21 protein-coding genes, 5 pseudogenes and 1 riboswitch are annotated in these 14223 nt (G+C 40.0%); of the genes and pseudogenes, 5 read left to right on the plus strand and 21 right to left on the minus strand.

What is annotated here, in order from left to right:
* Positions 1-9: 9 nt before the first annotated feature.
* From JCM13188_RS07820 to thpR, 3 genes are read right to left on the minus strand one after another with little or no spacing between them, the layout of a single operon-like run.
* Positions 10-207: a hypothetical protein gene (locus JCM13188_RS07820; protein WP_054753276.1), complete on the minus strand. Its 198-nt coding sequence runs from the start codon at positions 205-207 to the stop codon at positions 10-12.
* Positions 208-221: 14 nt separating this feature from the next.
* Positions 222-443: a 2'-5' RNA ligase family protein gene (locus JCM13188_RS20705; protein WP_369404903.1), complete on the minus strand. Its 222-nt coding sequence runs from the start codon at positions 441-443 to the stop codon at positions 222-224.
* Positions 444-752, minus strand: a complete 309-nt coding sequence (gene thpR, locus JCM13188_RS07825; RefSeq protein ID WP_279401582.1) for an RNA 2',3'-cyclic phosphodiesterase — start codon at positions 750-752, stop codon at positions 444-446.
* 138 nt (positions 753-890) lie between these two features.
* Here thpR and JCM13188_RS07830 point away from each other — a divergent pair, with 138 nt between their 5' ends.
* On the plus strand, positions 891-1118 hold the full coding sequence (locus JCM13188_RS07830) for a DeoR family transcriptional regulator (protein ID WP_369404894.1): 228 nt from the start codon (positions 891-893) through the stop codon (positions 1116-1118).
* On the opposite strand, the pseudogene JCM13188_RS07835 reads toward JCM13188_RS07830, so the two are convergent.
* The 5 genes and pseudogenes from JCM13188_RS07835 to JCM13188_RS18475 all read right to left on the minus strand — a co-directional run bounded on the left by JCM13188_RS07835 (position 1115) and on the right by JCM13188_RS18475 (position 3454).
* Positions 1115-1826 (minus strand): annotated as a pseudogene (locus JCM13188_RS07835) (pseudouridine synthase). The gene JCM13188_RS07830 and the pseudogene JCM13188_RS07835 sit on opposite strands and share 4 nt — an antisense overlap.
* An 11-nt stretch (positions 1827-1837) precedes the next feature.
* Positions 1838-2371 carry a polysaccharide biosynthesis C-terminal domain-containing protein gene (locus tag JCM13188_RS18460; RefSeq protein WP_279401550.1) on the minus strand — a complete coding sequence of 178 codons (534 nt, stop codon included), beginning with the start codon at positions 2369-2371 and terminating at the stop codon, positions 1838-1840.
* On the minus strand, positions 2356-2793 hold the full coding sequence (locus JCM13188_RS18465; RefSeq protein ID WP_279401551.1) for a lipid II flippase MurJ: 438 nt from the start codon (positions 2791-2793) through the stop codon (positions 2356-2358). Before JCM13188_RS18465 ends, JCM13188_RS18460 begins: the two co-directional genes overlap by 16 nt.
* Positions 2697-2990 (minus strand): hypothetical protein, encoded by a 294-nt coding sequence (locus JCM13188_RS18470; RefSeq protein WP_369404895.1) that lies wholly within the window; start codon positions 2988-2990, stop codon positions 2697-2699. Before JCM13188_RS18470 ends, JCM13188_RS18465 begins: the two co-directional genes overlap by 97 nt.
* 137 nt (positions 2991-3127) lie before the next feature.
* Positions 3128-3454 (minus strand): oligosaccharide flippase family protein, encoded by a 327-nt coding sequence (locus tag JCM13188_RS18475; protein WP_279401553.1) that lies wholly within the window; start codon positions 3452-3454, stop codon positions 3128-3130.
* Positions 3455-3581: 127 nt separating this feature from the next.
* Here JCM13188_RS18475 and JCM13188_RS07845 point away from each other — a divergent pair.
* Together JCM13188_RS07845 and JCM13188_RS07850 are read left to right on the plus strand one after the other, a co-directional pair.
* A pseudogene (locus JCM13188_RS07845) lies at positions 3582-4849 on the plus strand (BaiN/RdsA family NAD(P)/FAD-dependent oxidoreductase).
* Between the two features lie 354 nt (positions 4850-5203).
* Positions 5204-5392, plus strand: a complete 189-nt coding sequence (locus JCM13188_RS07850) for a hypothetical protein (RefSeq protein WP_054753279.1) — start codon at positions 5204-5206, stop codon at positions 5390-5392.
* Between the two features lie 31 nt (positions 5393-5423).
* Here JCM13188_RS07850 and JCM13188_RS07855 read toward each other — a convergent pair whose 3' ends face one another.
* The 6 genes from JCM13188_RS07855 to JCM13188_RS07880 form a co-directional block, all read right to left on the minus strand.
* On the minus strand, positions 5424-5879 hold the full coding sequence (locus tag JCM13188_RS07855) for a hypothetical protein (RefSeq protein ID WP_279401555.1): 456 nt from the start codon (positions 5877-5879) through the stop codon (positions 5424-5426).
* An 83-nt stretch (positions 5880-5962) separates the two neighbouring features.
* Positions 5963-6583 (minus strand): hypothetical protein, encoded by a 621-nt coding sequence (locus JCM13188_RS07860; protein WP_054753283.1) that lies wholly within the window; start codon positions 6581-6583, stop codon positions 5963-5965.
* Positions 6584-6595: 12 nt separating this feature from the next.
* Positions 6596-7099 (minus strand): hypothetical protein, encoded by a 504-nt coding sequence (locus JCM13188_RS07865; protein WP_279401556.1) that lies wholly within the window; start codon positions 7097-7099, stop codon positions 6596-6598.
* 123 nt (positions 7100-7222) lie between these two features.
* Positions 7223-7432 carry a hypothetical protein gene (locus JCM13188_RS07870; RefSeq protein ID WP_054753287.1) on the minus strand — a complete coding sequence of 70 codons (210 nt, stop codon included), beginning with the start codon at positions 7430-7432 and terminating at the stop codon, positions 7223-7225.
* Entirely contained in the window at positions 7429-8115 is a 687-nt protein-coding gene (locus JCM13188_RS07875; RefSeq protein WP_054753289.1) for an ABC transporter ATP-binding protein, read from the minus strand. The genes JCM13188_RS07870 and JCM13188_RS07875 overlap by 4 nt, the downstream gene beginning before the upstream one ends.
* Positions 8108-8485, minus strand: a complete 378-nt coding sequence (locus JCM13188_RS07880) for a GntR family transcriptional regulator (RefSeq protein WP_054753291.1) — start codon at positions 8483-8485, stop codon at positions 8108-8110. Before JCM13188_RS07880 ends, JCM13188_RS07875 begins: the two co-directional genes overlap by 8 nt.
* 204 nt (positions 8486-8689) lie before the next feature.
* Between JCM13188_RS07880 and JCM13188_RS07885 the strand changes: the two are divergent.
* Positions 8690-9443 (plus strand): annotated as a pseudogene (locus tag JCM13188_RS07885) (exodeoxyribonuclease III).
* 109 nt (positions 9444-9552) lie between these two features.
* Here JCM13188_RS07885 and JCM13188_RS07890 read toward each other — a convergent pair.
* The 7 genes and pseudogenes from JCM13188_RS07890 to JCM13188_RS07915 all read right to left on the minus strand — a co-directional run bounded on the left by JCM13188_RS07890 (position 9553) and on the right by JCM13188_RS07915 (position 13667).
* Positions 9553-11071 (minus strand): annotated as a pseudogene (locus JCM13188_RS07890) (NCS2 family permease).
* A gap of 3 nt (positions 11072-11074) precedes the next feature.
* Entirely contained in the window at positions 11075-11665 is a 591-nt protein-coding gene (locus JCM13188_RS07895; protein ID WP_054753293.1) for a xanthine phosphoribosyltransferase, read from the minus strand.
* Between the two features lie 132 nt (positions 11666-11797).
* Positions 11798-11899, minus strand: a riboswitch (purine riboswitch).
* Between the two features lie 100 nt (positions 11900-11999).
* Positions 12000-12134: a DUF1541 domain-containing protein gene (locus JCM13188_RS20710; RefSeq protein ID WP_369404896.1), complete on the minus strand. Its 135-nt coding sequence runs from the start codon at positions 12132-12134 to the stop codon at positions 12000-12002.
* Positions 12070-12546, minus strand: coding sequence for a YdhK family protein (locus JCM13188_RS07900; protein WP_054753294.1), 477 nt, complete (start codon positions 12544-12546; stop codon positions 12070-12072). The genes JCM13188_RS20710 and JCM13188_RS07900 overlap by 65 nt, the downstream gene beginning before the upstream one ends.
* A gap of 5 nt (positions 12547-12551) precedes the next feature.
* The gene (locus JCM13188_RS07905; protein ID WP_054753296.1) at positions 12552-12821 is read right to left on the minus strand and encodes a DUF2243 domain-containing protein; all 270 of its coding nucleotides are present in this window, start codon (positions 12819-12821) and stop codon (positions 12552-12554) included.
* On the minus strand, positions 12802-13002 hold the full coding sequence (locus JCM13188_RS07910) for a DUF2243 domain-containing protein (protein ID WP_279401557.1): 201 nt from the start codon (positions 13000-13002) through the stop codon (positions 12802-12804). The genes JCM13188_RS07905 and JCM13188_RS07910 overlap by 20 nt, the downstream gene beginning before the upstream one ends.
* Before the next feature lie 136 nt (positions 13003-13138).
* A pseudogene (locus JCM13188_RS07915) lies at positions 13139-13667 on the minus strand (GNAT family N-acetyltransferase).
* Between the two features lie 206 nt (positions 13668-13873).
* On the opposite strand from JCM13188_RS07915, the gene JCM13188_RS18485 reads away from it, so the two are divergent.
* Entirely contained in the window at positions 13874-14221 is a 348-nt protein-coding gene (locus JCM13188_RS18485) for a DUF421 domain-containing protein (RefSeq protein ID WP_279401559.1), read from the plus strand.
* Positions 14222-14223 lie beyond the last annotated feature (2 nt).

Below are 14223 nucleotides of genomic sequence, written 5' to 3' on the forward strand. Positions count from 1 at the left end.
AAAAAGCGCTTAAAAAAAGGAAGGTTCTTTCTCAGCATGATTCTCTAAATCAGGCTCACCTGTAAACACTCCTTGCTGCTCCTGTTCCCAGCGCGCAACTAACCGTTCATATTGATCTTTTTTTAACCTAATGAACTGGCCCGGATATTTATAAATATCGGTTTCATATCTAGATATGTAATCTTGTAACTTTACTAATTGCCCCATAACAACACCTTACTTCAAATCAAAAGATTCAATGACTTCATATTTTTTTCGCGATCAGGATGGACGCGGTATAAGTTCACATGCCTTACATCAAATGAAAACGACTTCGGGTCATCTAATTTATTCTCAAGCGCTTCTTTGGATAAATGAAGCTTCCCTTTTCCCCACTTCTTTGCAAGTGTTATATGCGGGCGGTACGGGCGTTTTCCTCTTCGACTCCGAGTGAGTCTAATAATTCATCCACACCACGTTTTAAAATCAAGAACCTCTTGATCCCGTTCAATTTCGGCATACATCACTCGCGGCTGTTCTTCCTTACCAAAGAAATTTAGACCATTCATTTGAAGCTCTAATGGAGCACTCTTAAGGGTAGACAAAAGTCGTTTAAGTTGATGGAGCGTCTTCGGCTTTACAGCACCAAGAAACCTAAGGGTGACATGAAAGTCATCTCCATGAACCCACTTATGATAATCCACAAAAGGTTTTAAAGCCTCCTGCCACTTCACTAAAAACTCTTTGTACTCTTGTGGCACGGAAAAACCAATAAATAATGAGGATCGTCAGGCATTTACTCGTCACTTCTCTTTCTATTTAAAATTTTTTTGATTTTTTTATTTATTTTATAGTACAATATTTCTAAATCAATAATATCATGTATTCAAATAAATTCCAGAGGTGGTTTTTTGAGTTACCCATCACAAACGATGTTAAATCGGATTAAGGATCTTTATTTGTACCTTAATGAGAGAGGAACAGCCACAACAAAGGAACTATCAGAGCAATTCGGTCTTTCAGAGCGAACGATTCAGCGTGATATAAATATTTTACAATATAACGGACTCGTTGAAAGCTATAAAAAGGCGAATGGACAACAACTGATAAAAAAGTTAAAACTGCCTAAAGTCGATTAATGAGCTTGTAGTAATGATAGCTCTTGTTCCGTTAACTCACGATACTCACCACGAGCTAATTCTTCATCCAACACTAAACTTCCCATTTGTACACGCTCTAATTCAACCACTTTATGACCGCGTGATGCGAACATACGCTTAATTTGATGAAACTTTCCTTCTGTAATCACAACACGTACATACGAAATGTCACCCGCTTCAGCAATTATTAATTCAGCAGGTTTCGTCACATATCCATCGTCAAGTTCAACGCCTTGTTTAAAGGCATCTACGTCTGCACCTGTCACATAACCATCGATATGCGCTTCATATGTCTTCTCAACGTGTTTTTGAGGAGATAATAGCCTATGAGCTAATTCCCCCATCATTTGTTAATAACAGTAAACCGACCGTATCTTTATCCAAGCGCCCGACTGGAAATAGTGAAAATGGTTGATAGAACTCATCTAATAAATCTGTCACACATGTTTCCACGTGGTCCTCAGTCGCAGAAATCACGCCTTTAGGCTTGTTCATTATGATATAGACATAATCTCGATAATCGAGCACCTGTCCATTCACAACGATCTCAGACTCCTTAGGTTCACAATGGAAAGACGAATCTTTAATCGCCTTCCCATCCACTTGAACCTTTCCTTTTTTAATTAACTTCTTCACGTCTTTTCTCGAACCAAATCCTTGATTGGCTAATATTTTATCTAATCTCATGACCACACCTCTTATGGGAAAAGTTTCGCAAGACGATTGACCCTGTCACCTAATAACCGTTGTAATAACGTTGTTTTATACGCCAGCCATAAGTAAACATAACCCCCAGTTGGAACGGCAATAAGAGTTTGAATGACAAACTTTAGTCTGCTTGGGTCGTCACTAAATGGTAAGCCAGCAATAAAGCGAGCTGCGATGACCACAACTGCCATGGCAACGGTTAATATAGCGATTAATAAGCTTTGTTTATATAAAGGTTTCACATTAAATCCTGTCACGCGATGAATTTTATACAAGTTTAAGGCTGCCGCTGTTAAAACGGCAATACCTGTCGCCATAACCGCACCTTTACCCTGGAATAATGACACGAGTGGGAAGTTCAAAACAATCTTAAGCACTAACCCCACCGCAAGACTTATGACGGCAAAGTTTTGTCGGTTTATCCCTTGTAAAATTGCTGCGCTGACGGTAAATAACGCGAAGAACAACGATACTGGAGCATAATAACTTAAGATCGCACCTCCGAATTTTACAGCGTCTTGCACTTCATATAACACACCATAAGCTTGTACCGATAAATGGACAAACCAACAGCAGCTGGTAACACTAACAACACGACGATTAGTATGGCCTGATTAATATAATGTTTATATAGGTTATTATCATTTTCGGTGAACGCTTTCGTAATCGCCGGTAATACGGCCATCGCTAGTCCAATCGAAAGAGTCACCGGAATAATCACAAGCTTATGACCATAAACGAGAATAACCGACAATAAATCTTCTGAGATCTTAGCCTGTCCAATTGAGGACATAATTCGGTTAAACGTAAATTGATCGACCATTTGATAAAGGGGCGTCGCAATTCCGACTAACACGAACGGCCCGGCATAAGATAATAGCTCCCGGTAATGCTCTGATTTTGGAAACGATAGAACGCCTCCACTTTCTTCAAGCTCACGCTCCATTTGTGGTTTATGGCGCCTGTAGAAATAATAAAGTATAAACGCCGCTGCAATTGCACCAATAAAGCCGCAAAAGCAGCAAGTCCAACCGCAAGTCTGATCGTTCCGTCTAACACCTTCATTACAATGAATGCCCCAAGTAATAAAAAGCCAATCCTGACAATTTGTTCGACGACAATTGAAAACGCAGTTGGCGCCATCGATTGATGCCCCTGAAAATATCCTCGAATCAAACTCATAGGTGCGACAACAATCAGCGCAAAACTGACCATTTTTATAACAAACGCCGCATCTTCTACGGAGTTATCTAAATCAGTATCCGATATAAAAATTTGCGCTAACCAATCAGCACTAAAAACATAATTAAAAACATGACAAGTCCCATGACCATCATAAACATCATGCCTGTTTTAAACATGGATTGTTTCGTTTCATAATCTTCTAAAGCATCGTATTTCGCGACAAATTTCGACATCGCCATTGGTATGCCTAATGACGATAAGGTTAAAAATATTTGATATGGATTATAAGCGTATGAATAAAGGACCCCGCCCGTATTTCCAACTAACGCATAGAACGGAATCACATATAATAAGCCTAAAATTTTAGACGTGTAGTTCGCACCCGTTAACAGCATGGTGCCCCTTAACATCTTGTTTGACATGTTTTCACCTACAATTGTTGTTCAATCTAACCATTATATTTTATCATATAATAGAACGATATAAATGAAGAAAAACACACGTGTTGTAGAAATATGACGAATTTTAATACAGAAAGGCTTGAATAAATTGACATATGATGTAGTCGTAATTGGCGGTGGCCCATCCGGACTAATGGCAGCCATTACCGCAGGCCGAAACGGAGCCAACACTTTATTGATCGAAAAAGGGAATAAATTAGGGCGCAAGCTTGCGATTAGCGGGGGTGGTCGTTGTAATGTGACCAACGTGCTACCTGATGAAGAGTTAATCGCGCACATTCCTGGGAACGGGAAATTTTTATACAGCACCTTTTCCATTTTTAACAACTCTTCGATTATTGAGTACTTCGAATCGCTAGGCGTGAAGCTTAAAGAAGAAGATAAAGGCCGCATGTTCCCCCGTGAGCGACAGCGCGAAAACAGTCGTGAGCACACTGGTAAAACAGTTAGACGTGCTCGGGGTTGAGGCCAGGCTCAATACGAAGGTTGAAGCTGTTCATTACGGTGATGATTCGCATGAGATTATTTTGGAAAATGAAAAATCAAGACATCGTGTGTTGTCATCGCGGTTGGCGGAAAGTCCGTTCCGAACACAGGCAGTGAAGGACAAGGGTACGCCTGGGCGAAGAAAGCTGGCCATACGATAACTGAATTGTACCCGACCGAAGTGCCTTTGACGTCAAACGAGTCGTTTATTAAAGATAAAACACTTCAAGGCATTTCTTTGTACGACGTTGAGGTCACAGCCCTGAAACCAAACGGCAAACCTATTCAAGCTCACAGATGGGACATCTTATTTACCCACCAAGGCTTATCAGGACCAGCCGCCTTAAGACTCAGCCAGTTCGTTGTTAAAGCACTTAAAAAGTTTAAAGTTGATACGCTTGATGTCGCGATCGACTGCTTTCCAGATGAAGGGGAGCAAAACGTCGCCGATAAACTAATGAAGATGGCCAAAGAAAGTCCGAACAAGTCGGTGAAGCAAGTGTGGAAAGGCCTTGTACCTGAAAGATATTTGTTATTTTAATGGGACAAATCGGACTTGACCCAAGCACAACGTACCACCACCTCAAGAAAAAAGAGGTGCTGGACTTAGCAGCCATGATGAAAGGTTTTAAAATGAGAGTCAACGGAACCCTATCGATTGAAAAGGCCTTTATCACAGGAGGTGGCGTGTCGCTTAAGGAAATCGTTCCGAACGAAATGGCGTCTAAACTCATGGATCGCTTGTTCTTCTGCGGCGAGATTTTGGACATCCACGGCTACACAGGTGGATTCAATATAACTGCGGCCTTTTCAACTGGTTTCGTCGCAGGACTGCATGCCGCTCAGAGGGCGAGTGAGGTTAAGGCTTAATGTAGATGCTTTTTCGCTAATGCGAAAAAGTGACCAATGAATTATAATTAGAGGCTTTTGCGCTGGGTGCGCAAAAGCTTCTTTTTTGAATCTTTTTATCTACTCCTTTTCCGAGTTTATCTACCCCATTTCGGAATATATCTACCCAGAAATTTGTCGACGGAGTAAAAATCACCATTTTATCTACCCTTCAAACGAATTTATCTAACACTTGAGGATGATAGGATAGTGCTTTTTCACGGCCGGGCGCGCAATAGCTTCTAATTTAAAAACTTTTTAGACCCGTTCGCTCCGATGCGCAAATCCTTCTTTTATGGTACATTTAATACAATAAACAAATAGTGGAGTGATCATATGAATTGGGCTGCCTTAAAAGATGTTAAGACTGTTGCAGGATTAATCTTATCTATATTAACCGCCGCACTTGGCGTAGTGCTCGCTGTCAGCGAAAATAACTTTTGGGTACTTTGTGTTGTACTGTCATTTATTATTTCATTTTTAAGTATAAGAAGAGCTGATCAGCTGAATTCTAATCAAAAATAAACCCCCCATCGCAACGATGAGGGCTTAATTATTAATCAAAATTTATAATAGTATCCAATCGAACTTGATCTAAATCAACATTTCCTTTTGTTACAATCTCACCTTCATAAATAGTTTCACCCGTCGCAACATCAATAACTTTTAGATTTAGACCGTTTAATACGTAAAGCTTCTGATCGTAGACCTCATAGGAAAAAGTCATTTGGTGGTTCTTTTGGCCAGATGGATGAAGCTCAATGTCATTAATAAATTTTTCTTCTACTATATCATAAGGCTTAATCAATAGTTGTTCTCCCTCAGTCGGCTGTTCAAAATAAAGATACTTACCATCAAAACGATTCGCATGTCCGTATTCTTCACTAGGAAGATCTAATTCAGAGAGTTCACCGTTTTTAATATCGTAACGATAAAGTCCTTCATCACGTTCTTTTTCATGAAAATCCCCATTAAGTCCTTCCTCTAACAACACGTCCGTTGCTCTAATCACCATAAATTGAGTTGGCTGATAAGTAACAGATTCGGTTAACTTGTTAATTTCAGTAAATCCTTGACCCTCTGGTTCTTTTGTCTCTAAGATTTTTTGTCACTTACAATCGCTTCGCCTTCTACATCATAAATAAATTCTCTCAAAATTCTCGATTCCTGCTCGGCATAATTAACATAAATATGGATTCTTCCGTCCATATACTGCACTTCGATCACGTTGGCATAGTGTGCGTTTTCTACATTAATGACGGTCTCAAGCTCTTTTTCCGTTTCCTTATTCAAATAAGATACATTTAATTTGGCTCTAGACTGTCCTGTATAGTTCCAGTCTTCTTCGACAATCACTAACGCATCGTCACCATTGTAAAAGTTATTGTATAAGTAAGGCTTCCCTCTCATAAAGTCGCGATATTTTTCAATAAGCTCTTCTTCAACCGGACCCTTAGAACCAATCATCTCTTCAATAAAGCTAGACTCAATGCTGTATTCTGTCTCTTCACCATCAAACCTAAAAACATTTTGGATGTTATGCTGAACATAAGCCCCTGAGAAACTAACGTCTTCAACAACACTTTCATCTCCGTTTTTATGTTCAATTTCAAATCGCGGCAAGTCTTGACTTGCAAGTGCCGTTTGAACTAAATAAGTACTCACTCCAACAACGATTAACGCTAAAATGGCAACAACTTTCCAATATTTCCTCATGTCTTCTCCCCCTTACACCCGAATTCGGTCGTTCAATAATTTTCGGCTAATTAAAATTGAAATACTTGTCAAAATTAAAATCAAAACACCTGTCACCATTAACACTTCGGATTCATATAAGAATCCGCGGTCCATTAGTTCATAATTAAGTATACCCGGCGCAAAAACAATAGCTAAGTTCAAGATAACGTAAATTACTGCCAGCGCAATTCCTTTAATACGAAAGCTTCTCTCCATTATAATGCCGGTAAAAGTGGTAGTGACGGTAACAGCACCTAATCCATACATAATGACAATTCCATCAATACTTTTAGGCAAAATTAAGTTAAACATCGGATTACTTACGATTAACATTCTTAATGACACATCAGATCTAAACTGTTCCTGCAGCATTAAGTCAAACAGCGACTTTTCAATTAATAACGCAAAGTATTGAAAAGCAACTAACGCTAGTGTGGCCAATAAAATCGTCACAAGTTTCGATAAGAAAATATTAAGACGTTCTGTCGGCAGCATTAAAAGCCGATAAATAAAACGTATTTTTCCCAAACCAATCACGGTACCAAATTAAAAATATATAAAACAAGATCGCACCTACACAAATAAAAATCGGTCCGGAGAAGAACATATTGTACATAATCATTTCAATGATAACTCGCCGATTTGATTCAGCGCCTGCTCTTGCGTCATCTGCGCCTCTTTAATCAGCCCATCCAACCTGCTCTTATAACTTAAAACTTCATAAACAACACCGATTAACTGAACAACTAACACAAATCCCATTAACACAAACAACATCTTACTCACACGGTTGAATTCAAAATTCGTTAATTTTAAAAACTTCTTCATCCTCGGTACACCTCCCGCATCACATCAACAACGGATTTACCTTCCGTCTCACGTATTTCCTCAGTACTGAACTCTTTATAGATCGTACCTTCATCTAATAACACAACTTTATCAATTAAATGCTCAATATCATGAATCTCGTGCGTTGTAATAATCACGCCACGATCTTCGATTAAATGTGTCGTAAATACTTCCGCAATCTGTTCACGGCTGAAAATATCAATTCCTGAAAATGGCTCATCCATTAATATGTAATCCACATCTAATGCAAGGCCGAGTAACAGGTTCACTTTTGCGGTATTACCTTTAGATAAGCTCGATATTTTTTCTTCTCGTTTTAAGTTAAAAAACTTAAGCAGATCATCCGCGCGACCTTGATTCCACGCCTCATAATAGTCGTTCATAAAATCCATCGCTTCATCGATTGTAAAGCTCGGTATCATCGTTGTTGAATCTGGTATAAATGTGATTTTCTCAAACGTGTTCTTTCTCACCTTTTCACCATCAACTAAAATTTCACCCTTAAATGGCGTTAATTTCATAATGGAGTTTAAGATCGTCGTTTTACCAACACCATTGACCCCAATTAAACATGTAATTTCACCTTTATCGGCAGTAAAACTGACGCCATCTAACACTTTTTTACGCCCGTAATTCTTAACTAAATCCTTCACTTCAATCATTGGAATCCCCCTTTTCATACTTTCGTTTGACGAGATTTAGCGCATCATCAAGAGGCACATTAATCGATTTGACTGACGTCACAAAATCATTGACAGCCTGACCGACTAACTCTTCTCTTAAATTCTGTAATACTTTCTCATCAGAGGTCACACGACTCGGTTGATTCTTCTCTGTCTTAATCAAAGCCTCTTCCTCCATTTCCTTATAAGCCCGCTGTGCCGTATTCGGGTTAATCTTAATCTGGTTAGCTAACTCCCTCCTAGAAGGAATCGCTTGCCCAGGCTCTAGAAACCCTTTCGCAATTTGATTCTTAAAATGACGAACTACTTGCACATAGACGGGATCTCGATTGTTGAATTGCATATTCATCTCACACACTCCCGTTGATCTTGACGTAAGCTTACTATCGTTAGTGTATTAACACCATAATACACCTTGCGCAAATATGTATTAAGCGCTTAATACACCGATAACTGTATTATATGGTTAATACACTTTAAAAGCAATTCACTTTTCGAAAAAATTTTGTGTGGTAAAATGGTGGTCGGAAATTAGAGAGGAGATTAACACGCTATGAAACTCGTATCATGGAACGTTAACGGCTTACGTGCTGCCGTTCGAAAAGGTTTTTTAGATTATTTTCATGAAGTCGATGCGGACATTTTTTGCCGTACAAGAAATTAAATTACAAGAAGGCCAAATAGATTTAGAGCTTGAAGGCTACGAAAAATATTGGAATTATGCTGAGAAGAAAGGCTATGCAGGAACGGCTGTTTTTACGAAACAAACGCCAATTAAGGTCACGTACGGCATGAACGGAGACTCACACCCAGAAGGTCGCATCATCACACTTGAGTTCGAAAACTACTATTTTGTCACGGTCTATGTACCAAATTCACAACGTACACTCGCAAGACTCCCTCACCGTCTTGAGTGGGAAGATGAGTTTTTTGACTATATTCATAGACTCGATCAAGACAAGTCCGTCATCTTATGTGGCGATATGAACGTCGCGCACGAAACGATTGATGTACGAAACGACAAAACCAATCATGGTAACTCTGGTTTTACTAAAGAAGAACGCGAGAAAATGAGCCGCTTACTAGACAATGGGTTTATCGACACATTAAGACACTTCCATCCCGACCGTGACGACATCTTCACCTGGTGGTCCTACATGAAAACCGTCCGAGAACGAAATATCGGATGGAGGATAGACTACTTTATTGTGTCTGAACGTCTTCAGGATCAATTAATAGATTCCGACGCCCATACAACGGTCATGGGGAGCGACCACTGTCCGATTTATATGGAGATAGATTTATAGAAAATATCTTCTCAGGTCATGCTACCCGGTTTATGAGACATTGAACAAAATACATGGTACATTGCCTCTCCTAAAAGTAAAAACTCCACGGCCCGAGCGTGGAGTTCCTTTATGAAGCGACACTTTGCTTAACGGTTTCTCTCTTCGTCACCTTCACACTTGCTTCCTGAAAAGCACAGTACACAAACATCCCCGCAACGATTAAGTAACCGAGTGAATACTGAGGAGCTGCATTGAGAGCTAGCTCAGGTGCGTGCATGAAGCCTGCAAAAGATAGCCCCGCAGCGACCAACGAAAACAACCCAGCCTTCACAAACTCACGATCAATCACAAACACCGTGATCGCACCTAAGATAATCGCGGTAAACATCGCACCTTGCCCTAGCGGCACGATACCTTCTGAGATGCCCGCAACCGTCTCGCCAGCACTATTGTTAAAAACGCGTCATTACATAATTCGCAAAATACGGAAGCATCGCAATTGCCACTGCTGGAAAATATTTTGCTCATTCGATTGAAACGCCGTCCCGACCATTGATAGACCAACAAATACTAGAATTGGTGCAACCGCGGCAATTGGGATAATAGCAGACAACGCCGCAATTACACCTGTCACAGCTGCAAGTCCGAACACGACTGCATTTAAAATACTATATCCACGTCCAGCTCCCATTTCTTTAGACGCAACCGTTGCAATATAAATCGTCGTTGGAAACAATCCGCCAAAAACAGCACCTAACATCGTACCAACGCCATCAACAGCCTGACATTCTCGTACATCATACGAATCACCCGCTGCCGCCATGGCATCCACATTGTTCATCGTTTCAATCGCATTGTATAACGTTATCGGCAAAATCACTGCTAACAAGCCAACTAATGCCGTGAACAACAAACTCATTCCATCAAATGCGGCTAAGCTAGGTAAAATAGGGTAAAACCCAACATTCGAAAGACCTTCAGATACTTTATCCGCCGATTGATACCCAAGTGTTAACGCCAACACCGTTCCAATCACGATCGCAAATAACGTTGGCGGAATATTAAATGGCATCGCAATCTTGCCAATCACGCCAATAATGATAATGACAAGCGTCACCAGCCCAACCACAGGAATCGAGAACGTATTAAACAACATTTCCCCTGCAATAAACGTTAGCGCAACACCCGCTAAAGCCCCAAGCATCGCCGCTCTTGGAATCTGTTTACGCACCCAGTTACCTGTAAAACTCACTAAAGCCTCAATAAGTCCACTTAAAAAACGCAGCCGCCACTGCTACTTTCCACGCAAGCTCAGGATCATTTGTTAGCGCAAGCGCTGGTGCCGTCACACCAAATAAAAACACAAACATTACAGGTGTGCTAATCCCATAAGACATCGCAGTGACATCGGTTCGGCCCTCTTTTTTCGCCAAACGATTCGCCATATACGCATAATATAAATTCCCAACCATCACAGCCACCGCCGCACCTGGAATCACTTTTCCAAACACAATACTAGCCGGAAATCCCATTCCGAGCATTGTCACCGCAATGATCACGAAGTTCGCGAGGTTATTTTGAAAAAGCGCGAAAAACGCATCCGTATCTTCTTTTTTAAACCATGGATAGTTAACCGTTTGATTCATAGCTTAAACCTCCTCTTTTATTTCATCTAAAAATGTCACGCTCGAGCCTTCAAGTGATTGAATACGTGCTAAAGACTCCACTTGATAACCCGTCTCTTCAATCTTCTGTCGCCCGTCCTGGAACGACTTCTCGATCACAAACCCAATCCCGACAATGCTCGCTTTGGACTGTTCAATCACGTCCACCAACCCAAGCGCGGCCTCCCCGTTTGCTAAAATATCATCTATAATGAGAACTCGATCATCCGACTTCAGAAAATCCTTCGACACCGTAATCTGGTTCGTCTCCTCTTTCGTATACGAGTAAACTTGACTCGTGTAAAGATGGTCCCTCATCGTTAATGACTTTTTCTTACGGGCAAACACGAGCGGCACCCCAAGCTCATGAGCAGCCATAAAGCTCGGCGCAATGCCTGATGTTTCAATCGTTAACACCTTCGTGATGCCAGCATCTTGAAACCGTTTAATAAACTCACGACCAATCTCCACCATCAAGTCCGTATCAATCTGATGGTTCAAAAATTCATCCACTTTAATCACGCGATCTGATAACACAGACCCTCTCTCCTCAATTGCTTTCCGTAGTTGTTCCATGTCAATGCCTCCCTTAAATATAAAAAAAGCCGAATGCCAAGAATCACCCATGACTATAAGCGATTCATCACATTCGACTTGTCTTAATAAAAAGTATGCAAGACACCATACAAGACTAGAGACTTGTATGTTCGTATAATGAAAATCGCTTGTAGTCAAGTCATTTACGGTAACTTGGTAGAAACTCGTGGGCCATATTCCCACTATTATACAAGCGTTAATTTATTAAGTTGTTCGTGTATGATTGTGATTATATATTAATTCGACCAAAAATAAAACCCCATTTTCTAAAAAAACGAACAAACTTTAGAAAACGAGGTCTTATGTACGTGTTCTAATATAATGGTTCCAGTTCTTCCTCGACAACCCACTTATGATTCGTCACCTTCGTACCATTAGGGAGTTCAAAATCGACCATGTAAACCGTCGTCGGCGTGGAATAATCGATTGTATGTACCGCATCGTTCATCCCTTTCATATGCTGCGCACGAGTTAAAAACTTCCGCGCCGTCCTTCAAAGCGCCAGCCGAAACATCCACGAGCTCCTCATGCACCACCCACTTATGCTCTTCCACCCGCATACCAGTGTTCGTTGACGTATAGGTCGTCGCGTAAGCAATTGTCTCATACGTCCCAACAATGGTTACTTCAACCCCATCCATCATCCCATCCATATGATCAGCCCGACTCAATGCCTGACTCCCAATAGGATAAGTCGGATTCTCAGCAACCTTCAACCCATCCGGAACCTCATACGATCCCTCATACACCATATCAAGATGATGCATCGCCATTTCATCCCCACTTAATACACCAACATGAGGATTTTGATTCACATAAAAAATAAAAAGCCAGCAAAAGCACAAAAATGATAAGTACATCTTTCTTAGTCATGCGCCTTCTGCCCCTGATTTTTCAGCCAATAACCAATTAAAATAAGTATGACACCAGAAGCTAAAAAAGCTAAGTCATACATAAGTGGATTTTCCGCCATTGGTCTAACTCTATGTAACTGCAAAATGTGATGATCAATAATTCCTTCAACTAGATTAAACACACCGCCACCAATCAAAATTCCACTCAAAAATATATTCCCGTTATGACCCAGCTCATGCTTCCTCGCATCACGAAAAATTTTAATCGCACCCCAAACCATCAGCGCCGAAAAAGCAGCCGTAAACAATCCGTCTGTAAAAAATTTCTACCTTGATATTAGGACTTAATATCATATGGTGCCACTGAAGTAGTTGGTGGAACACAACGCCATCAATCGCACCTAAAATTCCTAAACCCAAAATAAAGCCCGCTACAAATAAATTTTTATTTTCTTTAGTCATGTCAACCATCCTTTCAGTTTTTCATCCTTAAAAGGATAGCCATTAATTAACAAATAAATACAAGTTGGGAATGTTATTTGAGCTATAATTACTTAATAAAACTTGAGGGTGAATTACGTTGAAAAAAATAGACTTCTCACTGTTTATAATTTCTTTTAAATAGGCCCATGAAAATGACATTATGCCAAGAACCATCCCGATAAAAATGTTCTTTTAATTCTCCTTCTTCATAAAAACCAAGTTTTTGATATAACTTAATTGCCCCTTTATTGTAAGAAAAAACCCTTAAATACACTTTGTGTAAGTTCAATTCTTTGAATGCAAAATTCAATAATAGCCGAAAAGCTTCCTGCCCTAAACCTTTACCCCAGTAATTTTTATCCCCGAGGCTTATATTACATTCAGCGTTACGGTTTACATAATCAATATTAATAAGTGACGTGACTCCAATTGGTTTATTACCTTCAACTTCTTCTATTATATATATTTTTGAGTTATTGGATTCAGTTATTTGTTCAAATAAATTCTCAGTGTCTGCATACGTATAAACATCTAATGTGGAGTTTGTGAAATGCATAACCTCTAAATCGTTTCTCCACTCATGGTAAGTAGAAACATCATCACTGGACATTTTTTCGTAGACGAACTCTTACTCCATTAAACAGCATTGAAAGTTCCTCCCTTTAATTCTTCTTGCAACAGATTCTTTTTGAACAAGACTCCTTTTGGTTTAACCACCACAATTTATTCATCTTGGTTCTTTTCAAGCATCTCCCTTAAATATCCCTCTATCTTTTATTCCAACCAAAACATATTAACAACAATTATGGTCAAACTAAGCGAGTAAATTTATGGCAAGGGTGACGAAAAGATGGAATTTTTCAGTTCACAAGAATCTCTGACATTTGTTCAATGGTTACTCCGTGCACTCGTAGGCTTTACGTTCTTTATCGTCGTAGCCAAACTCATGGGTCAGCGATCACTCTCGCAGGTTGGCCTGCTTGATTTCGTCATTGTCTTATTAATCGGAAACATTATCGCCCACCCCTTATCAGATGAAGGCCTAGGATTAAAAGGTTCAATGATTACCATGGGGTCCATCCTAGTCCTTTACTTAATTGGCATTCTATTTAGTTTACGTTCGCATAAAACAAGAAAACTGTTTATCCCAGATCCGCTACCAGTCATCGAGAATGGTCAAATTATATATAAAACATAAGA

This window comes from Piscibacillus salipiscarius JCM 13188 (assembly GCF_001311865.1).
Classification (GTDB): domain Bacteria; phylum Bacillota; class Bacilli; order Bacillales; family Alkalibacillaceae; genus Piscibacillus; species Piscibacillus salipiscarius.